At 73.5% G+C, this 23,775-nt stretch carries 23 protein-coding genes; 5 read left to right on the top strand and 18 right to left on the bottom strand.

The features are described from left to right. Positions 1-99 precede the first annotated feature (99 nt). The 6 genes from ABZ801_RS10490 to ABZ801_RS10515 form a co-directional block, all read right to left on the bottom strand. The gene (locus ABZ801_RS10490) at positions 100-906 is read right to left on the bottom strand and encodes an ABC transporter permease (protein WP_344953342.1); all 807 of its coding nucleotides are present in this window, start codon (positions 904-906) and stop codon (positions 100-102) included. Continuing rightward, positions 903-1,784 (bottom strand): ABC transporter permease, encoded by an 882-nt coding sequence (locus ABZ801_RS10495; RefSeq protein ID WP_360695453.1) that lies wholly within the window; start codon positions 1,782-1,784, stop codon positions 903-905. The genes ABZ801_RS10490 and ABZ801_RS10495 overlap by 4 nt, the downstream gene beginning before the upstream one ends. After that, positions 1,748-2,827 (bottom strand): ABC transporter ATP-binding protein, encoded by a 1,080-nt coding sequence (locus ABZ801_RS10500; RefSeq protein WP_360695456.1) that lies wholly within the window; start codon positions 2,825-2,827, stop codon positions 1,748-1,750. The genes ABZ801_RS10495 and ABZ801_RS10500 overlap by 37 nt, the downstream gene beginning before the upstream one ends. After that, complete coding sequence (locus ABZ801_RS10505; RefSeq protein WP_360695459.1) at positions 2,827-3,870, bottom strand: ABC transporter substrate-binding protein; 1,044 nt, start codon at positions 3,868-3,870, stop codon at positions 2,827-2,829. Before ABZ801_RS10505 ends, ABZ801_RS10500 begins: the two co-directional genes overlap by 1 nt. A 159-nt stretch (positions 3,871-4,029) precedes the next feature. Further along, positions 4,030-4,749, bottom strand: coding sequence for a GntR family transcriptional regulator (locus ABZ801_RS10510; protein ID WP_360695462.1), 720 nt, complete (start codon positions 4,747-4,749; stop codon positions 4,030-4,032). Between the two features lie 66 nt (positions 4,750-4,815). Beyond that, positions 4,816-5,952 carry an acyltransferase gene (locus tag ABZ801_RS10515; protein ID WP_360695465.1) on the bottom strand — a complete coding sequence of 379 codons (1,137 nt, stop codon included), beginning with the start codon at positions 5,950-5,952 and terminating at the stop codon, positions 4,816-4,818. A 146-nt stretch (positions 5,953-6,098) separates the two neighbouring features. Between ABZ801_RS10515 and ABZ801_RS10520 the strand changes: the two genes are divergently transcribed. Then, positions 6,099-6,857, top strand: a complete 759-nt coding sequence (locus ABZ801_RS10520; protein ID WP_360695468.1) for an SGNH/GDSL hydrolase family protein — start codon at positions 6,099-6,101, stop codon at positions 6,855-6,857. 78 nt (positions 6,858-6,935) lie between these two features. Here the strand turns inward: ABZ801_RS10520 and egtD are convergent, their stop codons facing one another. The 4 genes from egtD to egtA are packed head-to-tail and all read right to left on the bottom strand — an operon-like array spanning position 6,936 to position 11,299. After that, positions 6,936-7,886 carry an L-histidine N(alpha)-methyltransferase gene (gene egtD, locus ABZ801_RS10525; RefSeq protein ID WP_360695471.1) on the bottom strand — a complete coding sequence of 317 codons (951 nt, stop codon included), beginning with the start codon at positions 7,884-7,886 and terminating at the stop codon, positions 6,936-6,938. A gap of 11 nt (positions 7,887-7,897) precedes the next feature. Next, positions 7,898-8,629, bottom strand: coding sequence for an ergothioneine biosynthesis protein EgtC (egtC, locus tag ABZ801_RS10530; RefSeq protein WP_360695473.1), 732 nt, complete (start codon positions 8,627-8,629; stop codon positions 7,898-7,900). Beyond that, the gene (gene egtB, locus ABZ801_RS10535) at positions 8,629-10,071 is read right to left on the bottom strand and encodes an ergothioneine biosynthesis protein EgtB (protein WP_360695476.1); all 1,443 of its coding nucleotides are present in this window, start codon (positions 10,069-10,071) and stop codon (positions 8,629-8,631) included. Before egtB ends, egtC begins: the two co-directional genes overlap by 1 nt. After that, complete coding sequence (gene egtA, locus ABZ801_RS10540; RefSeq protein WP_360695479.1) at positions 10,049-11,299, bottom strand: ergothioneine biosynthesis glutamate--cysteine ligase EgtA; 1,251 nt, start codon at positions 11,297-11,299, stop codon at positions 10,049-10,051. The genes egtB and egtA overlap by 23 nt, the downstream gene beginning before the upstream one ends. Positions 11,300-11,499: 200 nt before the next feature. Here egtA and ABZ801_RS10545 point away from each other — a divergent pair, with 200 nt between their 5' ends. Continuing rightward, a complete protein-coding gene (locus ABZ801_RS10545; protein WP_360695482.1) occupies positions 11,500-12,774 on the top strand; it encodes a hypothetical protein in 1,275 nt (424 codons plus the stop codon). 19 nt (positions 12,775-12,793) lie between these two features. Here the strand turns inward: ABZ801_RS10545 and ABZ801_RS10550 are convergent, their stop codons facing one another. Then, positions 12,794-13,069, bottom strand: coding sequence for a hypothetical protein (locus ABZ801_RS10550; RefSeq protein WP_344953308.1), 276 nt, complete (start codon positions 13,067-13,069; stop codon positions 12,794-12,796). A gap of 258 nt (positions 13,070-13,327) precedes the next feature. Between ABZ801_RS10550 and ABZ801_RS10555 the strand changes: the two genes are divergently transcribed. Next, positions 13,328-14,011 (top strand): TetR family transcriptional regulator, encoded by a 684-nt coding sequence (locus ABZ801_RS10555; protein WP_360695485.1) that lies wholly within the window; start codon positions 13,328-13,330, stop codon positions 14,009-14,011. A 6-nt stretch (positions 14,012-14,017) separates the two neighbouring features. Here ABZ801_RS10555 and ABZ801_RS10560 read toward each other — a convergent pair whose 3' ends face one another. The 5 genes from ABZ801_RS10560 to ABZ801_RS10580 are packed head-to-tail and all read right to left on the bottom strand — an operon-like array spanning position 14,018 to position 20,505. Beyond that, entirely contained in the window at positions 14,018-15,184 is a 1,167-nt protein-coding gene (locus ABZ801_RS10560; protein WP_344953302.1) for a lipid-transfer protein, read from the bottom strand. After that, on the bottom strand, positions 15,181-16,479 hold the full coding sequence (locus ABZ801_RS10565; protein ID WP_360695489.1) for an OB-fold domain-containing protein: 1,299 nt from the start codon (positions 16,477-16,479) through the stop codon (positions 15,181-15,183). Before ABZ801_RS10565 ends, ABZ801_RS10560 begins: the two co-directional genes overlap by 4 nt. An 11-nt stretch (positions 16,480-16,490) precedes the next feature. Next, the gene (locus ABZ801_RS10570) at positions 16,491-17,663 is read right to left on the bottom strand and encodes an acyl-CoA dehydrogenase family protein (protein WP_344953295.1); all 1,173 of its coding nucleotides are present in this window, start codon (positions 17,661-17,663) and stop codon (positions 16,491-16,493) included. Positions 17,664-17,675: 12 nt separating this feature from the next. Continuing rightward, positions 17,676-18,818, bottom strand: coding sequence for an acyl-CoA dehydrogenase family protein (locus ABZ801_RS10575; protein WP_360695492.1), 1,143 nt, complete (start codon positions 18,816-18,818; stop codon positions 17,676-17,678). Position 18,819: 1 nt separating this feature from the next. Further along, the gene (locus ABZ801_RS10580) at positions 18,820-20,505 is read right to left on the bottom strand and encodes an AMP-binding protein (protein WP_360695495.1); all 1,686 of its coding nucleotides are present in this window, start codon (positions 20,503-20,505) and stop codon (positions 18,820-18,822) included. A 235-nt stretch (positions 20,506-20,740) separates the two neighbouring features. On the opposite strand from ABZ801_RS10580, the gene ABZ801_RS10585 reads away from it, so the two are divergent. Next, a complete protein-coding gene (locus ABZ801_RS10585; RefSeq protein WP_344953286.1) occupies positions 20,741-21,361 on the top strand; it encodes a TetR family transcriptional regulator in 621 nt (206 codons plus the stop codon). Between the two features lie 138 nt (positions 21,362-21,499). Here ABZ801_RS10585 and ABZ801_RS10590 read toward each other — a convergent pair whose 3' ends face one another. Continuing rightward, the gene (locus ABZ801_RS10590) at positions 21,500-21,856 is read right to left on the bottom strand and encodes a hypothetical protein (RefSeq protein WP_360695499.1); all 357 of its coding nucleotides are present in this window, start codon (positions 21,854-21,856) and stop codon (positions 21,500-21,502) included. After that, positions 21,853-22,158 carry a hypothetical protein gene (locus ABZ801_RS10595; protein ID WP_360695502.1) on the bottom strand — a complete coding sequence of 102 codons (306 nt, stop codon included), beginning with the start codon at positions 22,156-22,158 and terminating at the stop codon, positions 21,853-21,855. Before ABZ801_RS10595 ends, ABZ801_RS10590 begins: the two co-directional genes overlap by 4 nt. Positions 22,159-22,399: 241 nt before the next feature. Here ABZ801_RS10595 and ABZ801_RS10600 point away from each other — a divergent pair, with 241 nt between their 5' ends. Beyond that, a complete protein-coding gene (locus ABZ801_RS10600) occupies positions 22,400-23,773 on the top strand; it encodes a hypothetical protein (RefSeq protein ID WP_360695505.1) in 1,374 nt (457 codons plus the stop codon). Positions 23,774-23,775 lie beyond the last annotated feature (2 nt).

Here is a 23,775-nt window from a genome sequence, read left to right on the forward strand (position 1 = left end):
GAAGACGGCTCGTGAAGACGGCTCGTGCAGACGGCCCGTGCAGACGGCCCGTGCAGACGGCTGGTGCAGAGGGCTCGGGCAACCGGACGGGCCCGTGGGTCAGTGCCCGTCCTCGGCGGCGCCGAACAGGCGGGCGACCCCGACGACGCGTTCGATCACCACCACGGCGACCGCCGCGAACAGCACCATCAGGGTGCCGATGGCGGTGACCGTCGGGTCGTAGTCGTACTGCAGGTAGTTGAAGATCCGCACCGGGAGCGTCTGCAGGTCGGTGGTGACCACGAACAGCGCCACGGTCAGGTCGTCGAAGGAGGTGATGAAGGCGAAGAACCCCCCGCCGACCAGCGCGCCGCGCACGGCGGGCAGCGTGACGTGCCAGAACACCAGCGGCGGCGAGGCGCCGAGGCCCGCCGCGGCCCGCTCGGCGGAGCGGTCCAGCCCGGCCAGGCCCGCCAGCACCAGCCGCACCGTGTACGGCACGGTCAGCACCAGATGCGACAGCAGCAGCGTCAGCGGGCTCGCGGCCAGTCCGAGCTGGGCGAACCACTGCAGCAGCCCGATGCCCAGCACGATCGTGGGCACCGCGAACGCGCCCGCCAGCAGGCCCTCCAGCGCCGCGCGCCCCGGGAACCGGTAGCGGTGGATGGCCAGGCCCCCGGCCAGCCCGACGGCCGACGACACCACGGCCGCCGCCAGCGCCACGACCACGCTCAGCAGGAACGACGACAGGAACTCCGGCTTGTTCAGCAGCTCGGCGTACCAGTGCAGCGTCAGCCCCTTGGGCGGGAACGTGACGTACCGGGTGGTGGTGAGCGAGGACGCCACCGTCGCCAGCACGGGCGCCAGCAGGAACAACCCGACCAGCACCGCGAAGACGGTGCCGAGCGCGCGGCCCAGGCGGCTCATGCGAACACCACCTCGCCCCTGCCCCGGCGCAGCAGCCGCGCGTACCCCAGCAGCAGCCCGGTGGTGACGATCACCAGCACGAACCCGATGGCCGCCGCGTACGGCCAGTCCAGGGTGGTGGTGGCCTGCGTGTACACGAAGTACGGCATCAGCTTCACCTTCGGGCCGCCCAGGATGGCCGGGGTGACGAAGCTGGACGCGGTCAGGCTGAACACGATCATCGCCCCGGCCAGCATGCCGGGCGCCGACAGCGGCACGGTGATCCGCCAGAAGCACGTCCAGCCGGAGGCGCCGAGGCCCCGGGCCGCCGGGACGAGCGTCGGGTCGATCCGGTCGAGGCTGCCCATGAGCGGCAGCACCATGTAGGCCAGCATGACGTGCACCATGCCGACGAGCACGGCGGTGTCGTTGTAGAGCAGCCGGGGCGCGGCCAGCCCGACCGCCTCGAACGCGCCCGCGACCGGGCCGTTGGGGCCGAGCACCACCAGCCACCCGTACGCGCGGATCACCATGCTGACCAGCAGCGGGGACAGCAGCATCAGCGCCAGCCAGTTGCGCACGCGCGGCGACCGGCCGCGCAGGTACAGCGCGAACGGGTAGCCGACGAGCAGGCACCCCACGGTGGTCAGCGCGGCGATCTTCAAGGTGTTGAGCAGCACCCCGCGGTAGAACGGGTCGCCCAGGAAGCGGACGTAGTTGTCCAGGGTGAGGGCGCCCTGCTGGGTGCGGAAGCTGTTGGCCACCAGGGTGCACAGCGGGGCCACGAACAGCAGCGCGAAGATCGCGATGGCGGGGGCGGCGAGCAGCAGGCCGGTGCGCAGGCGCGGCCGGTCCGCGGTGCCTACCGCCGGGCCAGCGACGCGTCCGACGGTCGCCATGTGCACGTCACCTCCTCCCCCACGGTGGGCGGCTCGGCGTCGAACGGGAGCATGGCCGTCACCGGGCCCGCCGGGGTGTCGACGTCGCAGCGCACCCGGGAGCCGAGGAAGCGCGTCCCGGTGACGGTGCCGGTCAGCCCGGCGGCGGCGCGGTCCTTGCGCAGCCGGACCGCCTCGGGACGCACGTACACGCGGATCGCCGTGCCGGCCGCGGGCGGCGGGCCCGCCGCGGGGGTGGCCGCGACGACCGCGTCCCCGATCCGGGCGCCGTCGCCGCCCTCGGCGACGCCGTCGAAGGCGTTGACCTCGCCGACGAACTCGGCCACGAACCCGGTGGCGGGGCGCCGGTAGATCTCCTCGGGCCCGGCGAGCTGGTGGATCGTGCCCTCCGCCATGACCGCGATGCGGTCGGAGACGGCCAGCGCCTCGTCCTGGTCGTGGGTGACCAGGATCGTGGTGATGCCGACGCGGCGCTGCAGTGCCACGACCTCCTCGCGCAGCCGCACCCGCAGCTTGGCGTCCAGGTTGGAGAACGGCTCGTCGAGCAGCAGCAGGTCCGGACGGATCACCAGCGCGCGGGCCAGTGCGGCGCGCTGCTGCTGCCCGCCGGACAGCTGCCGGGGATAGCGGTCCGCCATGCCGTCCAGGCCGACCATCTCCAGCGCCTCGGCGACGCGCCGGTCGCGTTCGGCGCCGCGCACCTTGCGCATGCGCAGCCCGAACCCGACGTTGTCGGCGATCGTCATGTGCGGGAACAGCGCGTAGGACTGGAACACCATGCCCATGGAGCGGCGGTGCGGGGGCGTGCCGGTCACGTCGCGGCCGTCCACCTCGATCGTCCCGCCGTCGGCGGTGAGATGTCCGGAGATCATGTTGAGCGTGGTGGTCTTGCCGCAGCCGGAGGGGCCGAGCAGGGTGAGGAACTCGCCGGGCTCGGTCTCCAGGTCCAGGCCCTTGACGATCTCCCGGCCGCCCAGGCTCTTGCGGATCCCGGTCAGGCGCAGCCGCCGGCCGCCGGCCGGGTCCGGGCGCGCGCCGGTCATCACGCCTCCACCCGCTTGTTCCAGGTGTCGGTCCAGGCGGACCGGCCGGCGTTGACGGTCGCCCAGTCGAGCCGGGTCAGCTCGGCGGCCCGGTCGAGGTTGACGACCTTGTCGCGCAGCGCGGGGTCGAGCTGGACGCTCTTCACGGTGGGGCCGTCGTACCCGTCCTGGGCCAGCTTCTTCTGCGCCTCGGGGCCGAGCAGTTCGTTGACGAACCGGGCCGCCAGGTCGGGGTGCGGCGCCTTGTTGACGACGTTGGCGGTGGCGAGCAGCGGGACCGCGCCCTCCTTCGGGTAGACGAACTTGATGGGGAAGTTCTTGTCGGCGAGGGTCTCGACGCGCGACTTGCCCCACACCGAGGCGGCCGCCTGGCCCTGCAGGAAGTAGTTGGAGACGTCGGCGGTGTTGTCGAAGGTGACGGCGTTGGCGGCCAGCCTGCGCACCACGTCGAACCCGGGCTGGATGTTCTTCTCCGAGCCGCCGCCCGCCTTGGCCGCCATGACCAGCAGGTGGACGCCGTAGGTGTTGGTGATGGACGGCAGGACGACCTTGTCCTTGAGCTTGGGGGAGGCCAGGTCCTCCAGGCTCGTCGGCTCCGGCAGCCCGTTCTCGGCGAACCAGTCGGGGTTGTAGGCGATGCCGGTGGCGGTGAGGCCGAAGCCGACGCCGACGTCCCCGGGCAGCCGGGCCAGTTCGGCGACCTGCGGCAGCCGCGTCACCCGCGCGGGGTCGAGCTTGGCGAGCAGGCCGGCCTGCGCGGCCTGCGCCTGCGGGCCGTCGTCGATCAGCGCGACGTCGATCTGCGGGCGGCCGGCCTGCGCCTTGAGCTTGGCGACGGTGTCGGTGGAGCTGCCCGCGATGTAGGTGACCTTGCAGCCGCAGGACTTCTCGAAGCCGGGGATCACCGACTGCTCGAACGCCTCCTGGTAGGAGCCGCCGTATCCGGCGACGACGACGGTGCCCGCGGCGGCCGAGGGGTTGGGGGCGGCGCAGGCGCCGAGCGCCAGCGCGGCCGCGGCGGTCAGGCCGGCCAGGCCGGTCACGCGGGATGGGACGAGGGAATGAGGGGGCACGGGACATACCTCCAGGCAGGTCCGCGGAGCCCGGGCAGGGCTCACCATCGGAAGAGGTGGGGTATGGGGCGGGAACTTGCGGGGATCGGCGGTGGATGACAGGTGGGAACGGTCCAGCCGGGCGAGGCGTCAGGCGAGGTTGGTCTCGACGTAGAACCGTTCGGTGGTGGCCGGGAGGATCGCCTCCATGACCTCCACCGGCTCGTCGCCGGCGGCCCAGGTGACCCGCAGCCACCGGAACACCGGTGCGCCGGCGGGCAGCCCGAACAGCGCGGCCTGCTCCTCGGTCAGCGCGTGCGGTTCGACGTACAGCCGGGACCGGCGCAGGGCCACGCCCCGTTCCCGCAGGTAGACGTGGGTGATCAGGGATTCCAGCGGGCGGTCGGGCAGGTCGGGCGCGTACCGGAACGGCAGCACCGCCAGCTCGGTGTTGAGCACCTCCACGCCGTCGTCGCCGAGCTTGTGCCGCTCCAGCTGCACGACGGCCTCGTCGTCGTCCAGACCGGGCAGCCGCAGCGCCGCCCGGCCGGCCGGCAGCACCTCGGCGGACACCACGCGGTGGTCGCCGTGCTTCTCCGGCCCGGGGGTGAGCAGTCCGGTGAAGCGCAGGAGGTTCTCCTCGCTCGCCGTCTGCGCCACGAACGTGCCGCGTCCCCGGTACCGGACGACCAGCCCGGCCTCGGCGAGGTCGCGCAGGGCCCGCTGCACCGTGATCCGGGACACCCCGAACTCGCGGCCCAGCTCGGCCTCCGTCGGCACCCGGGTCCCGGGGCCGAGGCGGCCGTCCCTGATGCGCGCCTCGATCTCCATGCGGATCCGCGCATGGAGCGGACGATCACGCTCTGACATGCGAAGACACTAAGGAACCGGGAAAAGATATGTCAATACGCCGAACGTTATGAGTTTTCCCGGCGTTCACCCGAGCGAGGCGGGACGGCCGCCCGCCCCGACGAGATCGCCGTCCGCCGGGCGCGGGGCGGGGACGGACGGCTCGGCGGCCTGCTGCTCCGGCGGGCGGCGCAGCGGGACCAGCGAGGCGCGCAACCGGCGGCGCAGCCACGCCTGCCCCGGACGTTCGACCAGCCGGTACACCGCGTAGGCGACCAGCATTGACACCGCGGTGACCAGCACCAGGGCCGTCCAGCGGTCCAGGGACGGGTAGGCGCGTTCCAGCAGCGGCAGTGCGATCTGCGAGTGCGTCAGGTACAGCGGGTAGGTCAGGGCGCCCAGCACGGTCAGCCCGCGCCAGCGCAGCCACGACAGCCGCCCGGTCGCCACCAGGATCATGATGAGGAAGATCCCGGCGACGGCGGCCGACGCCACCACCTCGTGCGCGCCCTTGAACGCCACGTCGGTGCGCCAGGCGGCCCAGTGCGTCGCCAGCAGCCACGCCGCCGCCACGTACCCCCACAGCAGCAGCGTCGGCCCGAACCGGTGGATCAGGTAGAGCGCCATGCCCGCGATGAAGTACGGGCTCCACGTCGGCACCAGCATGATCTGCAGGAACTTGTTCTCCGCCTCGTCGGCGAACACCCCGAGGAGCATCCAGGCGGCCATGAACACCAGGCAGGACCGGTAGGTGATGCTCCGGGCGGCCAGCAGCGCCACCAGGAAGTAGAAGTGCAGCTCGACCCAGAGCGTCCAGTAGACCGCGTCCACGTTCTGCAGGCCCAGGCCGGCCTGCAGCATGGTCAGGTTGGGCACGACCAGCCCCGGGACGCCCTTGCCGAGGCCGAACACCAGGTAGATGACCGCGCCCAGCAGCACGCTGGCCCAGTACGCGGGCATCAGCCGGGTCACCCGGGAGATCCCGAACTCGCCCGGCCCGCGGTTCCACGCGCTCATCAGGATGACGAAGCCGCTGATCATGAAGAACAGGTCGACGCCGAGATAGCCGTACCGGGTGATCTCGCCCAGGCCGGGGAACACCTCCCGGGCGGGCTCCGGCCAGGGGCCCGAGCCGCCGAAGCCGGTGAAGTGGTACAGCACCACCGCCATGGCCGCGGCGAAGCGCAGCAGATCCAGTTCCCGCAGCCGGTCGCGTCGATTCACGCGCGGAAGGCTCGCGTCGGCGGGTGGCACGTCCGGGTCGGCCAAATGAGCCGCCGGTGAACGCCACGTGTCGGGTAAGACCGCCCCTCCGGAGGCGCGGTCCTCAGTAGTATTCGGTGCGTCCCCGGAGAAATGGTGGTCACTTCATGACATCTCGCCGCGCCCGCCGCGGCGCGGCGATCGCCACGCTGTGCCTCGGTTCCCTGCTGGCGACGGGCTGTGGCGCGTTCTCCGAGCCGAGCCGCCCGAACGCCGCCGCCCCGGCCGCCCCCTCGGCGTCGGCCGTGCCGCGCGCCCCGGTGGTCATGTTCCTCGGCGACAGCTACACGGTGGGCGAACGCGGCACCCTCGTCGAGACCGCCTACGCCTCGGCCGCCGCGCGGCTGCTCGGCTGGCAGGTGATCGTCGGAGGACGCGGCGGCACCGGGTTCGTGCAGGGCGGCGCCGGCCGCACGCCGTTCGGGGTGATGTTCGAAAGCCAGCTCGGCTGGCGCCCGGCCCCCGACCTGCTGATCATCTCCGGCGGGCACAACGACGCGCGCGTCCGGGACGTGCAGGTCGGCCCGCCCGCCCGCGACCTGCTGGTGCGGGCGCGGCAGCGCTGGCCCGGCACCCGTATCGCGCTGATCGGCCCGATCTGGGGCAGCGACACGCCCCCGCCCGCCGCGCTGGCCGTGCGCGACCAGCTGCGCGGGGTCGCCCAGCAGCTGGGCGTGCCGTTCATCGACCCGATCGCCGAGCGGTGGATCACCGGCAACCGTTCCGAAGGGACCGGCAACGCGGCGGTCTTCATCAAGAAGGACGGGGTGCACCCGACCCCGGAGGGCCACCGCTACATCGCCGCGCGCCTGGTGGAGAACCTGCGCCGCCTGCACCTGGCCCACCCCTCCCGCGCGACCGCCTGACGCGCGGCCCCCGGCCCGTCCGGTGAGGACAGACCGGGGGCGGGCGACCAGCTCAGACGAGACGGTCAGGCGGCACGGTCAGGCGGGGCGGGCCAGGGACAGGGAGAAGTCGCCCGCCGCGTCCGTCCAGAACTCGGCGAGGGCGAGGCCGGCGGCGCGCAGTTCGTCCTCCAGGCGTTCCCGGCGGAACTTGGCGGAGATCTCGGTGCGCATCTCCTCGCCCGCCGCGAACGACACCGCCAGGTCCAGCCCGCCGATCCGGACGGCCTGGTCGCGGGCCGAGCGCAGCCGCATCTCGATCCACTCCCGCTCGGCGTCCCACAGCGCGACGTGCTCGAAGGCGCCGGGGTCGAAGTCGGCGTCCAGCTCCCGGTTGACGACGTGCAGGACGTTGCGGTTGAACGCGGCGGTGACCCCGGCCGCGTCGTCGTAGGCGCGCACGAGACGGCGCTCGTCCTTGACCAGGTCGGCGCCCAGCAGCAGCGCGTCGCCGTCGGCCATGCCCGCGCGCAGGCCGCCGAGGAAGCCGACGCGGGCGCCGGGCGGCATGTTGCCGATCGTCCCGCCGAGGAAGGCGATCAGGCGGCGCCGTCCGCCGGGCAGCAGGTGCAGGTGCTGCTCGTAGTCGGCGACGACGGGGCGCACCGCCAGGCCGGGGTGGTCGGCGGCGATCTGCCCGGCGGCCTCGGCGAGGAAGTCGCCGCTGACGTCCACCGGCACGTAGGAGCGCAGCGTGCCGTCCAGCGCGTCCAGCAGCAGCCGGGTCTTCTCCCCCGATCCGGCGCCCAGCTCCAGCAGCGTCTCGGCGCCGGTGGCGGCGGCGATGTCGGGCGCCCGCGCGGCGAGGATCTCCCGTTCCCGCCGGGTCGGGTAGTACTCGTCAAGCCGGGTGATCTCCTCGAACAGCGCGCTGCCCCGCTCGTCGTAGAACCACTTGGGCGGCAGCGTCTTCGGCGTCGCGGTCAGCCCGTCGCGCACGTCGCGGCGCAGCGTCTTGGCCAGGTCGTCGGCGGTCAGGTACCGGTCCACGGGCGGCTCCTTCACAGGGGGGTGACGCGGACGCCGGACTCGGCGTCCGCGGTCACCAGCGAACGGTCGGGCACGGCCTGCCATCCGGACTCGTCCAGGGGTTCGGACGACAGCATCACCGCGTCCGGCCTGGCGCGGACGTGCAGGCAGTCGCCCCAGGTGGTGGCGGCGAGCGCGGTGCCGTCGGCGGCGAGCAGGTTGTAGCGGCCGGGGGCGAGGGCGGCGACGGTGCGCACCACGGCGGCCAGGCCCTCGGCGAGGGACGCGCCGTCGCGCCAGTGCCGGGCGGCCATGGCGAACAGCAGGGCCGAGTCGACGGCGGCGCGCGCGTCGGGCACGGGCGCCAGGTCCCCGGCCAGTTCGCGCAGCTTGGCCTCCACACCCGCGAACCCCTCGACTAGGCCGTTGTGGCTGAACAGGCGGGGGCCGTCACGGAACGGCTGGGCGCCGCTCTCGTCCACGGGAAAGCCGACGGTCGCCGACCTGATGGCGGCGACCGCGCATCCGGACGTCACGACGCGGGCGACCTCCCGGAAGGACGCGTCGGTCCATATGGGCTGCGCCCTGCGGAACCGGACGGCCTCCCCCTCGTGGTACCAGCCCACGCCGAACCCGTCGGCGTTCAGCAGGTTCCCCTGCGTCATGCGCGGCGCGTACGACTGGCGCTCCAGCGAGTGCTCCCCCTCGTACATCAACGAGTGCAACGTCACCGGCGCCCCGAGGTATCCCACGTGCCGGCACATCAGTTGCCCCCAGACGGCTGCGCCGGCGGCTCCGCCGCGTCGCGCGAACCCTGTTGCCTGTGGGGGGACGACCCCCCACGCCCCCCGCGGCGCGAGAGAGACGGCTGCGCCGGCGGCTCCGCCGCGTCGCGCGCACAGCGGAACCCTGTGAAGATCTGGCGGCGGATGGGGTAGTCCCAGTTACGGAACGTGCCGCGTACGGCGAGAGGGTGCGTGGCCCAGGAGCCTCCGCGCAGCACCTTGTAGTCGTGGCCGAAGAACACCTCGGAGTACTCCTTGTAGGGGAACCACCGGAAGCCGGGGTAGCCGTGGAAGTCGGTGGACGTCCACTCCCACACGTCCCCCAGCATCCGCCGCACTCCGTACGCGGACGCCCCCGAAGGGAAGGACCCCGCCGGGGAGGGATGGAGCATGCGCTGTCCCAGGTTGGCGCGACCCTCCTCGTACTCGTCGCCCCAGGGGTAGCGGCGGGAGCGGGCCGCGACCGGGTCCCAGCGGGCGGCCTTCTCCCACTCGGCCTCGGTGGGCAGCCGTTTGCCCGCCCACCTGGCGTAGGCGTCGGCCTCGTACCAGCACACGTGCTGTACGGGCTCGTCCAAGGGCACCGGTTCCACTTTGCCGAAACGGCGGCGCAGCCACTGGCCCGCCTCACGTGTCCAGAACGCGGGGGCGCGCTTGCCCTTGGCGCAGCGCCACTCCCAGCCCTTGGGGTGCCACCACTGCGGGTCGTCGTAGCCACCGGCCTCCATGAAGGCGAGGTAGGCGGCGTTGGTGACGGGCTCGGTGTCGATGTAGTAGGCGGGCAGGTCGACGACGTGACCGGGACGTTCGTTGTCGTAGGCCCACGGGTCGTCCGACGTGCCCATCTCGAACGGGCCCGCTTCGATGAGGACCTCGTCCGCCGGCACGGTGTCACGGGCGGGGGCCGGTGTCTCCGGCGGGTCGAGCAGGGCGGGGGCGCCCTTGCGCAACTGGTGCGTCGCCAGCATGGTCTCGTCGTGCTGGTGCTCGTGCTGCACGACCATGCCGTAGACGAACCCGCCCGTGGTCAGCGGTCCGGAACCGTCGAACCGCACCGCGTCCAGGGAGTCGAGCACCTTGGCGCGGACGGTGGCGATGTACTCGCGGGCTTCCTCGGGGGGCAGCAGCGGGAGGCTGGGGCGCTCAACGCGGGGGTGTTCGAACGCGTCGTACAGGTCGTCGATCTCGGGGCGCATGGGCTCGATGCCGGCGGCGGCGCGCAGCAGCCACAGTTCCTCGTAGTTGCCCACGTGCGCCAGGTCCCAGACCAGGGGGGACATGAGCGGGGAGACCTGGGCGGTCAGCTCGGGTTCGTCCAGTGCCTCGGTGGTCAGGCCCAGGCTGCGGTCCCGCGCCGATTGCAGCTCAGCCGCGATCAGTTCTTTCAACGCTTGTTCGTCAAGCGAGCTCAGCGGAGGCATGACGGGTTCCTTCACGGGTCGGTTCGTCGGGGCGGAGGGGTGGACCGGAGGTGCCGGTGACGTCGTCGGCGGGGCACCGGCCGCGGTCGACGTAGCGCGAGGTGTACTCCTCCACGAGCGGGATCAGGTGGTGGGCGCCGAGCCGGGGCAGGGCGTCCAGCGCGGCGTGGAAACAGGCGCGGGCGGCCCTGGCCAGGGCCGGGTCCGCGAGCGCGTCGCGGGCGGCGGCCGCCCACCGGTCGGCGACCGGTTCGGTGGCGGCCTCGGCGGCGGCGGAGGCGCGCGCGTCGTCCAGCAGGGCGGTGGCGACGGCGACCGGGACCGCCCAGTACTCCCCGGGCAGCGCGTCGATCATGCGCAGTTCCAGCCAGCCGCGCGGCCGGACCGGCGGGAACAGGGTGGACAGGTGGTAGACGAGGTCGTCCAGCCCCGGCTCCCCCTTGGCCAGCCACTCGCGGAAGGTCATGCCGGGGTCGGCCACCCAGTCGCCGGCGGCGGTGCGCAGCACCATGACGCGTGCGTCCAGCGCGTACCGGGCCCACGCCTCGGCGGGGTCGCCGTCGGCGCCGGGCCGCAGGACGGGCAGGGTGCGGCACGGGTCCAGTTCCGTCCAGACGGCCTGCCGGGTGGAGCGCAGGCCGGTGCGGCGCCCGGCGCGTACCGGGGAGTTGGCGAACGCGGCGACGAGCACCGGGCCGAGCGCGTGCGCGAGCCGCCACCGCCGCGCCGCGTCGGCGGCGTCCGCGCCGATGTCCAGGCACACCTGGACGGACGCGGACGAGCACATCATCGCCATGCCCGCGTCGGTGAAGCCTCGGGAGTCGAAGTAGCTGCGCATGCACTGGTAGCGCGGGTGCTCGGCCTGGAAGACCGGGTCGCGCGCCGGGTCGACGCCGTGCCCGGCCAGGACGAGCCCGGCGGGCGCGAGCGCGTCGCGGACGTGCGCGATGTCGGCGGCCAGGCCGCGGTGCGCGGGGCCGAGCCCGGGGAACGGCGCCGAGCTGAGCTCCAGCTGGCCGCCCGGCTCGTAGGTGATGCGGCTGCCGTGCGGCGGCGGCCCGGCCCGGTCGAGCAGGGCGCGCAGCCGGGCGGGGGGCACCGGCGCGCCGGGCGCGGCGCGGTCGAGCACCAGCCACTCGGTCTCCGCGCCGACGGTGCCGGGCGGGCCCTTCTTGAAGCAGACACCGCGTATGTACTGGTGGACCTCGTCCACGGTCAGGTGGACCACCGGGGCACCCCCTTGTCGAAACAGTCCTTCGGCGACGGTCTCGAAGCCTTCCCCGGTGAACCGGATCACCTATCCGGCAATCTTGAGAAAAGTTAGTGAAACCAACCCAACTACCCACTCCGTCGCAGATTGCACTAGAGTCCCGTTTCCCACCGTTTTGTCCTGCCTGGGGGGTCGGCCCAGGTCACGACGGAGGAATGATGCGCGCGGACCCGGGATCCCTGTACGACGCGCACGCCGCCCGCCTGTACGCCTACTGCTGGTCGCTGGTGGGCGACCGCGCGGCGGCGGACGCCGTCACCAGCACGTTCGTCGCGACGGTACGCCACCCGCCGCGCGGCGACACGGTGCTGTGGCTGTACGCGCTGGCCCGCTCGGCCTGCCTGGAACGCGGCGCCCCGGGCGGCCTGCCGGACGGCGTGTTCCAGAGCCGCCCGCCGTCCCCGCGGCCGGCCGCCGGGCAGGGCGACCCGCTGCTGCGCGCCGCCGCCGGTCTGCGCGCCGACCACCGCGAGGTGCTGCTGCTGTGGGCGGGCGAGTGGCTGGAGATCGACGACATCGCCCGGGTGGTGGGCGTCGCCCCCGACACCGCGCGCGGGCTGCTGCACGCCGCCCGCACCCGCCTGGAACGCGCCGTCCTGGACGTGCTCATGCGCGCCCCCGCGGGCACCCGGACGCACCTGGAGCTCATCGGCGCGTTCGAGAAGGGCAGGCTGCCCCAGCTGCTGGCCCGCCGCGCACCGGCCCAGCCGCCGCGCGAGCTGCGCGAACGCGTGCTGGCGGCGTGCGAGGCGGAGGCGCGGCGGCCGCTGCCCAGCGTCACCGCCACCAGCCCGCTGGTCGTCATCGGCGCCGAGGCCGCGCCGGAGCCCGCGCCCTCGGGCGCCCGCCGCGGCAAGGCCAGGAAGGTCGGCGTCGCCGCGGGCCTGGCCGCGGCCGCCGCCGCGGCGGTGGGCATGCTGATCTCGTGGCCGGTGGGCAACGGCGGCCGCGCGGCCAACCTCGTGCCGACGTCGCGCAGCGACCACACGGAGGCGGGCTCGGCCCGCCCGGCGGGCGGTCCCCCCGGCGGCGCGTCCGATGCCACGCGCGGCGGCCCGAGCACCGGACCGTTCACCCAGACCAGCCGTCCGGCGGCACCGCCGTGGGCGACCGGCGGCACCGGCGCGTCCGGCGTGCCCGGCGGGCCGGGCGGCGGCGCGCCGTCCAGCGGAGGCGGCGGATCGTCCACGCCGGACGAGCGGCGCACCGCGACCGCCGGCCCGTCCGCCCCGGGATCGACGTCGCCGGGCACGCCGTCCGCCACGCCGTCGTCGCCCGCGCAGACGCCGGAGCCGTCGCAGTCGGCGACGCCCGCCGACCCCGGCTCCCCGGCCCCCTCGTCGCCGTCGAGCCCGCCGCCCGCCGCGTCGCCCGAGCCCCCGGCCGCGCCCACGCCGACGTCCAACCCGACGCCGAGCCCGAGCGAAGACTGAGCCCCGGCCGACGGGGGCGCTAGCGGGCGCCCTCGATGCGGCCCATCACCAGGCGCGGGTGGAAGTAGCTGATCGGCACGCGTTCGCTGTCGGTGACGCACACGATCCGGTAGCCGTTGCGGCCGTCCTCGTCCGGCGTCTGGAAGTCCTCGGGCTCGAACGCGCCGCGGCGCTCCATCTCCTTGAACCAGCGGCCGAGGGCGTACACGTCGGGAAAGGACTCCTGACCCATGCCGCGCTTGCCGAGGGTGTAGGTGACCTCGAAGGTGCACCCGTCGGGGGGGTAGATCGTCATATCCGTCCCTCGCCCCGGCAGACCCCGCACGTGTGGCCCCTGTGCGTGCCCGTCCCCTGGCATCCAGGGCAGGGACGCGTGGGCGGTTTGCTGTGCTTGCCCATGGCTTCTGCCCCCCTCCACTCGGCGGCCAAGTCTATGACGGTCGCGCGACGGCGCAGGTGACTTCCGAGCCGCCCGACCGACATGTCCCGTTCATGCCCGAACCGGCCGGACTTCCACTGGCGAAAGGCGTGGCGGGAATGCCACACTGCGCTCATGACCGCGACCGCCCCCGAGGCCCACCCCGCCGGTCCGCAGGTCCGCCCCGCCCCCACGGCGCCGGTCGGGCGCCGTGAACGCAAGAAACGGCAGACCCGGGACGCCCTGGTCGACGCCGCGTTCCGGCTGTTCGCCGAGAAGGGTTTCGACGCCACCACCGTCGACGAGATCGCCGAGGCCGTCGAGGTGTCGTCCCGCACGTTCTTCCGCTACTTCGCCTCCAAGGAGGACGTGGCGCTGACCTTCCAGGAGGAGCAGCACCACGCGCTCATGCGGATGGTGGCCGAGCGCTACACCGACGAGCCGATCCTGACCGCGCTGCGCCGCATCGCGGTGGACACCACCCGCGCGGCCGAACGCGGCGAGATGGGATTCGCCCCCGCGCGCTTCCGCTGCCTGCTCGACCTGACCGCCGACAGCGACACCCTCATGGCGGGCAGCCTGGAGCTGACGCAGAAGAAGCAGGCCGAGCTGACCCGCCTGATCGCCGAGCGGATGGGCACCGACCCCGACACCGACCTGCGCCCGCACGTGGTCGCGGCCGCCGCGGTGAGCGCGTTCCACGCCGCCGCCGAGGCGATGCGCTCGCCGAAGATGGGCTACGAGCAGATATCCGACGCGGTCGACGACGCCTTCGCCGTCCTGGAGCAGGGCCTCAACTTCCCGCCGGAGGCGAAGTAGCCCGGCTCACGGCAGGGCGCTGAGGACCAGGCCGCTCGTCGGAACGCCGGTTCCGGCCGTCACCAGCACATGCCCGACGTCGTCGAGCTGGTTGACGGAGGTGCCGCGGATCTGGCGGACGGCCTCGGCGATGCCGTTCATGCCATGGATGTACGCCTCACCCAGCTGACCCCCGTTGGGGTTGACGGGCAACCGGCCGTCGAGCTCAATGCCACCGTCCTTGACGAAGTCCTTGGCCTCGCCCCGTCCACAGAAGCCCAGCTCCTCCAGCTGGATCAGGACGAACGGGGTGAAGTGGTCGTACAGGATCGCGGTCCGGATGTCGGCGGGCGTCAGGCCGGACTGCCGCCACAGCGTCGCGCCGACCCGGCCCATGGCGGGCAGCGCCGCCAGGTCGCCGGTGTAGTAGCCGAACATCATCATCTGGTCGGGGCCGGTGCCCTGCGCGGCGGCCGTCACCACGGCGGGCGGACGCGGCAGGTCCCTGGCGCGTTCCACGGACGTGACGACGAGCGCCACGCCGCCGTCGGACTCCTGGCAGCAGTCCAGCAGGCGCAGCGGGTCCACGATCCACCGGGACGCCTGGTGGTCCTCCAGCGTGATGGGACGTCCGTGGAACCACGCCTTGGGGTTGGTGGCCGCGTGGCGTCGCATGGCCACCGCCACGCGGCCGAAGTCCTCGCCGGTCGCGCCGTACTCGTGCATGTAGCGGCGGGCCTGCATGGCCACCCACGCCGCCGGGGTGGCGAACCCGTACGGCAGGTGCCAGGAGAACTCCAGCCCCGTGGCGTCGGCGCGGCCGGAGCGGGTCGCCTGCCCGAACCGGTGCCCGGAACGCTCGTTGAACGCGCGGTAGCACACGACCACGTCGGCCTGCCCGGTCGCGACGGCCATCGCCGCGTGCGCGACCGTGCCGCACGCGGCGCCGCCGCCGTAGTCGACGCGGGAGAAGAACCGCAGCCCGGGGATGCCCAGCTCGCGCTGCACGGCGATCTCGGAGCTGGTGTCGGCGGTGTAGGTGACGAGCCCGTCCACGTCGGACGGCCGCAGCCCGGCGTCGCGGATCGCGTCCAGGCACGCCTCGGCGGCCAGCCGCAGCTCCGACCGTCCCGACTCCTTGGAGAACTCGGTCGCGCCGATGCCGACGACGGCGGCCTTGCCCGAGACGCTCACGCGTCCTCCTCGAACTCGACGGTGGCGGTCACGTGGTCCCCGAGGCTCACCGCGCCGCGCACCCTGAGCGTCGTCGCGTCCACGCGTTCGGCGTACAGGCGCAGGGTGTCGCCCGCGTAGGCGGGGACGCCGAGCCGCACGGCGATGCCGCTCAGCGTCGCGCCGGGGACGGCGGCCAGGGCGGCGCGCTGCACCAGGCCCATGGTCGTGAGGATGTTGAGGAAGATGTCCTTGGTGCCCTGGGCGCGGGCCAGCGCGGTGTCATGGTGGACGGGTGTGAAGTCGCGCGTGGCCAGGGCGGTGGCGATGACGAACGTGGGCGTCAGCGGGATCTCCAGGAGAGCCGGTTCGTCGGGTTCGGGGGGCGGTTCGTCCTCGGGGGCGTCGGCGGGGATCCACTGCGGCAGGGTCAGCTCGTCGTCGACGTGCTCGAACGTGACGCGGACGGGCATGCCGACCGTCACCTCGCCGGGGTCGCAGCGCAGGACGTTGCCGACGACGCGCACCCCCTCCTCCAGCTCGACCACGGCGACGACGAACGGCGGCGTCCGGCCGGGGACGGGCGGGTGGTGGTGCACGACGTAGCTGTGCACATGGCCGCGTCCGCTCGCCACCGTGTGGTCGCGGGCGACCGAGTGGCAGGACGGGCACATCGGCCCGGGCGGGTGGCGCAGCGCGCCGCAGTCCGCGCACCGCTGGATGCGCAGCTCGCCGGCCTTGGCGCCCTCCCAGAAGAACTCGGTGTCCAGGCTGGTCACCGGCCTCATGGGGGTCGTGGCCCCGGCGCGGCGCCTGCGCGGCCGGAACTTCAGCACGCGGAACAGCATCTCGGCCACGCGCCGGTCGTCCTCGTCGTACCAGGTCTGGTACCAGGTGACGAAGTAGCCCTCGCCCATCGCGGTCTTCTTCGGACCGGTCAGGCCGCCGAACCGCATGGCCGGGCGCAGATGTTCGCCGACGCGCACGTACCGGTCGTAGGTCTGCTCGCAGTTGGTGGCGACCACCCCCGTGAAGCCGGCCTCGTCCAGCATGCGGAGCACCTCGTCGGCCGCGGAGTCTCCCTTGCCCGCGACGAGGCCGGGCATCGACCAGACCTGGATCATCGCGGGCGGCGCGACCCGCGACCAGTCGCCGGTGTCGCCGAGCGCCTGCGTCCAGTTGCGGATCATCGCGGCGTTGACGGGGTCGGGGCAGGGCGGCGCGGGCCGCTCCCCGGCGGCGGCGAGCCGCTCGGCCGCCTCGGTCAGCCGGTCGTGGACGGACGGTTCCGCGGCCGCCTCCTGCGTCGTCGTCATCGGTGAACCTCCTAGCGGGGGGCGCGCGGCAGGCCGAGGCCGAGCATCGCGATGATCTCGCGTTGCACCTCGTTGACGCCGCCGCCGAACGTCAGCACGACCGCGCCCTTGACGCCGTGGTCGAGCACGCGGATGAACTCGGCGGTGGCCGGGTCGCCGGGGTCGCCGAACCGGGCCAGCGTGTCGCCGACGATCCGGCCGACGTCCTGCATGCGCTCCGAGCCGTAGATCTTGGTGGCGGACGCGTCCGGGGCGCCCAGCCAGCCCAGGTCCTGGTCGGCCGCGACCTGCCAGTTGAGCAGCTCGTTGACGCGCAGGTAGGCGTGCACGCGGGCGACGGCGCGGCGCACGTCCGGATGCTCGATCAGCGGCCTGCCGTCGCGTCCGGCGGTGGTGCGGGCCCAGCGTTCGAACCGGTCGTAGGTGTGGCCGATGTTGCCCGCCGGGCCGAGCGTGACCCGCTCGTGGTTGAGCTGGTTGACGATCAGGTCCCAGCCCTTGTTCTCCTCCCCGACGAGCATGTCGGCCGGGACGCGCACGTCCTGGTAGTAGGTGGAGTTGGTGTGGTGGCGGCCGTCCATGGTGACGATCGGCGTCCAGGAGTAGCCCGGGTCGCGGCAGTCCACGATCAGCATGGAGATGCCCTTGTGCTTCTTGGCGTGCGGGTCGGTGCGCGCGGCCAGCCAGATGTAGTCGGCGTAGTGCGCGCCCGAGGTGAAGATCTTCTGCCCGTTGACGACGTAGTGGTCGCCGTCGCGGACCGCCGTGGTGCGCAGCGACGCCAGGTCGGTGCCCGCGCCCGGCTCGCTGTAACCGATCGCGAAGTGGCACTCCCCCGCCAGGATGCGCGGCAGGAACGTGCGCTTCTGCTCGTCGGTGCCGTACTGCAGGAGCGTCGGCGCCACCGTGTTCAGCGTGATGATCGGGTACGGGACCTCGGCGCGGGCGATCTCGTTGGCGAAGATCTGCTGCTCGACCGGGCCGTAGCCGCGTCCGCCGTACTCCTTGGGCAGCGCCACGCCGAGCATGCCGTCGCGGCCGAGCCGCCGGCAGTGCTCCATGTACGCGGTGCCGAACGGGTCGTCGGCGATGCCCGCCCGCTGCTCGGGGGTCAGGCAGCCCTGGAAGTACTCGCGCAGCTCGGCGCGCAGCTTCTTCTGCTCGTCGGTGAGGTCGATGAACACGCGTGACGCTCCTCAGTTCCCGGCGGTGACGGTCGCGGCGGCTTCCCCGGTCGCGGGTGCGGCGAGGAGGGCGCCGAGCGCGTCGAGCTGGTCGTCGGCGCCGCCGAGCAGGTGGCCGACCTGCTTGCCCCAGGCGAAGCGGCGGTGCAGCGGGTAGGTGACGTCCAGCCCGATGCCGCCGTGCAGGTGCTGGCACGTGTAGAGGGCGCGCGGCACCGGATCGCAGGCGTTGTACGCGGCGACCGCCAGCACCTCGTCGGCGTCGGGCATCGACTCGGCGAACCGCCACACGCCCGCCCACATGGCCACGTCCAGCGCGCGCTTGGCGATGTAGACGTCCCCGACCTGCATGGTGACGGCCTGGAACTGCGCCAGCGGCCGATCGAACTGCTCGCGCGTCTTGACGTAGTCGGTGGTCAGCTTCAGCGCGCTGTCGATGACGCCGGAGGCCACCGCGACCGCGCCGGCGACGGCGGCGCGGTGCAGCGTCCGCCAGGCTTCGCCGCGGGTGCCGCCGCCGAGCAGGGCGTCCGCGCCGACCCGCACGCCCGCCAGCTCGACCCGCGACAGCGGCTCGGTGGTCGCCGACGGCTGCGGGGTGAGCGACACCGCGCCCGGTTCCACGAGGAACACCTCGACGTCACCGCCGTCCAGGCGGGCCGGGACGAGGATGCGGGACGACTCCGCCGCGTACGGCACGAACGTCTTCACGCCGTCCAGCACGTAGCCGTCGCCGTCACCGCGGGCGGTGGCGGTGACCGTCCCGGACGGGCCCACCTCGCGGTACGCGCCGGTCAGCACCGTGCCGCCCTCGCCCAGCGGCGCCAGCAGCGCGCGCTGGGCGGGGGTGCCGTGCCGCGCGATCGGGACGGCCGCCAGCGCGAGCGCCGCGTACAGGGGCACGGGCGCGACGTGCGCGCCGGCCTCCCGCAGGATCACCGCCATCTCGACGGGGCCGAGCCCGGCGCCGCCCGCGTCCTCGGGCAGGCACACGCCCAGCAGCCCGGCCTGCGCGAGCGCCTTCCAGGTGGCCGCGTCGTAGGGGGCGCCGCTCTTCTCGAACGCCTCCAGCCGTTCGTGGGACGCCTCGCGTCCGAGCACGTCGGCGGCGAGGTCCCGCAGCTCCCGCTGGGTCTCGTCGAGGTTGAAGTCCACGTCAGTCGCTCCCTTTCGGCGAGGGCTCGGGGGCCGGGTCGGGTGCCAGCAGGTGGAGGCGGCCGCGCCGGGCGAACTCGGCGCGCAGGGCGGCCGCGTCGTCCGGCGTCATCCTGCGGTAGACCAGTTCCCGGCCGGGCCGCCACCACACCGGGTCGCCGGTGCGCCAGCCCTCCCGGGCCAGCCTCCGCTTGAGGATCTTGTTGGACGCGGTGACGGGCAGTTCCCGCGCCACGCGCACGTACCGGGGCGGCCACTTGGGGCTCATGTCGGCGCGGCCGCGCAGGTAGGCGGCGAACCCCTCGGCGTCGAAGTCGCCGGGGGCGCGGTCGGTGACCAGGGCCGCCATCACCTGGTCGCCGGACGCGGCGTCCGGCACCCCGTACACCGCCACCGCCCGCAGCCCCGGAAGATCGGCGAGAACGCGTTCCACCTGCACGGCGCCGAAGTTCTCCCCGTCCACGCGCAGCCGGTCGGCGGACCGTCCGGCGAAGAACACGTGACCGCCCGCGTCGGCGTAGGCGAGGTCGCCGCTCCAGAACATGCCGTCGCGCAGCCGGTCGGGGGCGTCCTCGTTGTAGTAGCCGTCGAACAGGCCGAGCCCGGCGGTGTTGACCAGTTCCCCGATGGCCTCGTCGCCGTTGAGGAGCCGTCCGGCCGCGTCGAAGCGGGCGGGCGGACACTCACCGCCGGTCTCCGGATCGAGGATCTTGACGCCGTCGCCGAGGCGGCCGAGCGCGCCGGGCGGGCCGTGCGGGTCCGGGGTGAAGGCGATGGCGGTCTCGGTGGAGCCGTAGCCGTCCACCACATGGCAGCCGAACCGGTCGGCGAACGCGCGCTGCTCGGCCGGGGCCGCCTCGTTGCCGAACGCGACGCGCAGCGGGTTGGCGGCGTCGTCGGACGCGGCGGGCGTGGCCAGCGCGTACGACAGCGCCTTGCCGACGTAGTGCAGGTAGGTGCAGCCGTGCGCGCGCACGTCCGGCAGCATCCCGGACGCGGAGAACCGGCGGCGCAGCACCAGCTCGGCCCCGGCGGCCAGCGCGGGCGCGTAGGCGGCCATGACCGCGCCGGAGTGGAACAGCGGCATCGGGCAGTAGACGACGTCGTCCGGCGTGAGCAGGCGTCCGGCCAGGTTCCGGCCGGGGACGGTGACCTTGCGGTGGGTGACGCGCACGGCGCGGGGACGGCCGGACGTGCCCGAGGTGAAGATCAGCATGAGCAGCGTCGTGTCGGTGACGCCGGTGACGTCGGGCAGGGACGCGCCGGCGTGCCGCGCGAGCCGGGCGCGGTACGGCTCGCCGCCGGCGTCCAGCACGGGCAGCCCGGTCGCCGCGCCGACGGCGGCGGCCAGTCTGGCGTGCGCGGACTCGGTGACGATCACGTCGCAGTCGGCGCGCCCGGCGTCCCCGGCCAGCTCGGCCGCCGGACGGGTGGTGTTCAGCGCGACGAGCACCGACCCGGACAGCGCGGCCCCGCCCAGAAGGAACACCAGCTCCGGCACGTTGTCCAGCAGCACGCCCACGTGCACCGGCCGGTCGGCGGGGTGCGGCTCTGCGGCCAGCCAGGCGGCCCGGACGGCGCACTCGGCGACCGCCTGGCGCCAGGTCCAGGCGCGTCCGTCCTCGGCACGGCGCAGGCCGGGCCGGTCGTCGGCGGCCCGCGCCGTCAGCATCGCCGCCACGGTCACTCCCGCGCCCACCTTTCGCCGTCCCGACCTCACGGCGCAAACTAGAACAGATTCTAGTTCCTGTCCAGAGGCCCGGCCGGACGCCGCGTTCACAACGCCCACCGGGCAACGCGCCGAACGGGTCCCACCGCCCGCCGGAACGAATTCAGATAACAGGTTCTCGCCGGAAGGTAGGCTGGGGCCGCACAGCTGCGAGCGGCCCGCACAAGGGCACGCGCGAGGAAGGGAAGCGACCGTGACCGCAGAGCCGACGACCACCGACGACAGCACGGCCGGTGCGGGTCGGCAGGGCGGCCGCTCCCGCAGCCAGCTGCAGCGCCGCCGCCGCATCGTGCAGGCCGCCGCCGCGCTGGCCTCGCGCGGCGGCGTGGAGGCCATGCAGATGCGCACCGTGGCCGAACGCGCGGGCGTGGCCCTCGGCACCCTCTACCGCTACTTCCCGTCCAAGATGGACCTGGTCGTGGCCGTCGTCAGCGAGGAGCTGGACCTGCTGGAGGGCAGCGTCGAGCGCCGCCCGCCGCGCACCGACTCCCCGCCCGGCCGCACCGTGGAGGTGCTCATGCGCGCCACCCGCGGCCTGATGCGCGAACCCGAACTGGCCGACGCGCTGATCCGCTCGCTGCTGCTGTCCGACGTGCGCACCGACATCGGCGACCGCCTCGCCGCCCTCCTGCTGCGCGCCGCCGCGGGCCCGGACGCCGACCTCCCCGAGGACGACCCGCGCCGCATCGTGGTCCGGGCCCTGACCAGCGTCTGGACCATGGAGATGATCGAAATGCTGCGCGGCCGCGCCACCCCCGAGGAGTCCCAGTCCCGCCTGGAGATCGCCGCCGCCCGCCTCCTCCACGACTTCTAGCTCCCCGAGGAAGGCGAGGCGGGCCACCCGCGCGTGGCCCCGCCCCGCCGTTCGCCACCGCACCCGGTCAAGGGCGCGGCGCTGGATGGGGGCGACGATGCGGGACGGGGGGCGGTCCACCGCACGGCCGCCCCCGGCTCACCACTCCTCGTCGTCCAACTGGACGAAGGCACCCGCCAAGCGCCGCCACCACGGCGCCCGCGGCGCCTCATGCCGCCCGTACACCGGCATGGACGTAGGCACGCCCGCCCGACGCGGCACCGGGCGGGCGCGACCGGTGACGGGTCGCGGCGCCGGAGGCCGCCCGCCCTGCGCGTCCTCCAGGAGCCGACCGAGTTCGACGGGGCTTTCGGCCTCCACCAGGTGGGCCCGGCCGGACGGGTCGCGTACCAGACCCCACAGCTTGCCGGTGTGCTCTCCGCGCCACACCTGCGCCTCGGGGAACCGCGCGCGCAGAACGGCAAGCGCCTGGTCGACGTTCCGCCCGCCCGTCACCGCTCCGCCCTCGCGTCCCCCGAGCGCTCGGCGAGATGCACCAGCACGTACAGGGCCGCGTCGTCCATGTGCTCGTCGTCGGCCTCAGCGATCGGCTCGCCGCTTGACGTCCAGAACCACGGCCTGCCGCCGTCCTCCGGCCGGGGGCGGCACGCGATGGTGTCACAGGCGTCCGGGTCCCCCTTGACCGCGACATGAAGCCCGTCCGCGCCGCGCTCGACCACCAGTCCACGCACGGACAACTGCGTGCCGAGCGGCGCCAGTGGGTCGCACGAGTCGAGGGCGCCCGCACGCTCGTCCATAGTCGGACCTCCTCCTACCGTCTGGCGAGGCCCCGGATCTGTCCGCACCGGGCCAGGGCCGTCCTCGTCTTCGCGGGCGGACGGTCTCGGCCGCCTCCCACGGCGGACCCGGCAGTCACCGCGCATCCGCACGCAGATTCAAAGCGCTGCGAACCAGTTACGGAACGTAGACAATGGCAGCACCCGCGGGGACACCCCCTCTCTGTCCCCGGCCACCCCGAACGAAAGGGTGTGAGGTGCCATGGAGCAGGAGCGTCCCGCATGGGCCGAGCGGCTGCGCACCGAGCGGCAATCGCGCGGATGGGGAACCTTCGAGATGGCCCGGCAACTACGTCAGGCCATCGGGATCACCAGCCACCCCACGGACAAGGTCAAGGCCCTCGCCCGGCAGATCGTCCGCCATGAGAGCGGCCAGGTGTACCCCCGGGACTGGGTCACCGCCTACGCCACCGTGTTCGGTATCACCGAGACGGAACTCCACCCCCAGAACGAGACAAAGCTGCCCCAAACGGGCGACGATGATGAATATCCATCCACTTCGACACAAGGGGGTGGCCCGACGAAACGCCGAGATGCCCTGAGACTGGGAGCGACCGTCGCCGTCGCCCCCGAACTCCTGCACAGAGTCCTCCCGGACACTGCGGCCGAGGCGATGGAGTTCACCCGGCGCGCGAGCGCCAGTGCCGTCGGACACGGCACGTTCGCCCACCTGGAATCCGTCATCGCCACCCTCGACCGCCGCCAGAACATCGATGCGCCTGCCGACGTGTTCGTCAGCGCGCATGCCTATCGCAACAGGGTCGCCGAGCTCATCGAGGGGCCCCGCACTCTCAAGGAGTCTCGCGAGCTGTTCGTCTACGCGGCATGGCTGTCGGAGATGCTCGCGTGGCTGGCACACGACCTCGGTGACCCACTGGCTGCTGAGGCGTGGGCGATCGACGCGTTCGAGCACGCCGACCAGGCCGGGCACGACGAGCTATGCGCGTTCGCCACCGATGCCATGGCCTCGATCGCCATCTACAACAACCAGCCCGCTCGCGCGCTTGCCGCCGCCCGACGGGGTATCGCCAAGGCGCCGACGCGTCACCCACTGGCGGTCCGCCTCCGAACGCAAGCAGCCCGCGCCCACGCCAGGCTGGGCGAGCGAGAGGGATACCAGGAGATGTTCCGGCAGGCCGGTGAGCTGTACGAACGACTTCCCGCCCGTGCACCGCTCCGGATTGCCATGGACACCGGAACCTTGGCCTCCTTCGCCATCAGGGGCCATGCCGCACAAGCGTGCATCTGGCTCGGTGACGCAGAGCAGGGGGACTTCGTCCGCGCCAGGCAGTACGCCCAAGACGCCCTTGACGCCGAGCTGGCGTCGCCCGACCCGTCACAGTCGCCCAGCAGGGTCCCCATCGCCCGTCTCGACCTGGCCTTGGCCCTGGCCGAGCTGGGGGAACCTGAGGAGGCCGCCGAGCAGGGACGACAGGCACTCACCGCCTCACGGCTGGTGGATCCGGTGCGGCGGCGAGCCGGAGACCTTGATCGTGTGCTGACCGCCCGCTACCGCGACCTGAGCGCCGTCCAGGACTTCCGGGAGGCGTACCGGCACGACCGACCAGTGAGGTGACG

It is taken from the genome of Actinomadura sp. NPDC047616 (assembly GCF_040642915.1).
Classification (GTDB): Bacteria; Actinomycetota; Actinomycetes; order Streptosporangiales; family Streptosporangiaceae; genus Spirillospora; species Spirillospora miaoliensis.

Coding starts and splice junctions, on each gene's coding strand:
- ABZ801_RS10490 (WP_344953342.1), bottom strand. CDS start 906: ATGAGCCGCCTGGGCCGCGCGCTCGGCACCGTCTTCGCGGTGCTGGTC.
- ABZ801_RS10520 (WP_360695468.1), top strand. CDS start 6,099: ATGACATCTCGCCGCGCCCGCCGCGGCGCGGCGATCGCCACGCTGTGC.
- ABZ801_RS10565 (WP_360695489.1), bottom strand. CDS start 16,479: ATGACGACGACGCAGGAGGCGGCCGCGGAACCGTCCGTCCACGACCGG.
- egtC (WP_360695473.1), bottom strand. CDS start 8,629: ATGTGCCGGCACGTGGGATACCTCGGGGCGCCGGTGACGTTGCACTCG.
- ABZ801_RS10495 (WP_360695453.1), bottom strand. CDS start 1,784: ATGGCGACCGTCGGACGCGTCGCTGGCCCGGCGGTAGGCACCGCGGAC.
- ABZ801_RS10545 (WP_360695482.1), top strand. CDS start 11,500: ATGCGCGCGGACCCGGGATCCCTGTACGACGCGCACGCCGCCCGCCTG.
- ABZ801_RS10600 (WP_360695505.1), top strand. CDS start 22,400: ATGGAGCAGGAGCGTCCCGCATGGGCCGAGCGGCTGCGCACCGAGCGG.
- ABZ801_RS10595 (WP_360695502.1), bottom strand. CDS start 22,158: ATGGACGAGCGTGCGGGCGCCCTCGACTCGTGCGACCCACTGGCGCCG.
- ABZ801_RS10500 (WP_360695456.1), bottom strand. CDS start 2,827: ATGACCGGCGCGCGCCCGGACCCGGCCGGCGGCCGGCGGCTGCGCCTG.
- egtB (WP_360695476.1), bottom strand. CDS start 10,071: ATGCCTCCGCTGAGCTCGCTTGACGAACAAGCGTTGAAAGAACTGATC.
- ABZ801_RS10510 (WP_360695462.1), bottom strand. CDS start 4,749: ATGTCAGAGCGTGATCGTCCGCTCCATGCGCGGATCCGCATGGAGATC.
- ABZ801_RS10555 (WP_360695485.1), top strand. CDS start 13,328: ATGACCGCGACCGCCCCCGAGGCCCACCCCGCCGGTCCGCAGGTCCGC.
- ABZ801_RS10550 (WP_344953308.1), bottom strand. CDS start 13,069: ATGACGATCTACCCCCCCGACGGGTGCACCTTCGAGGTCACCTACACC.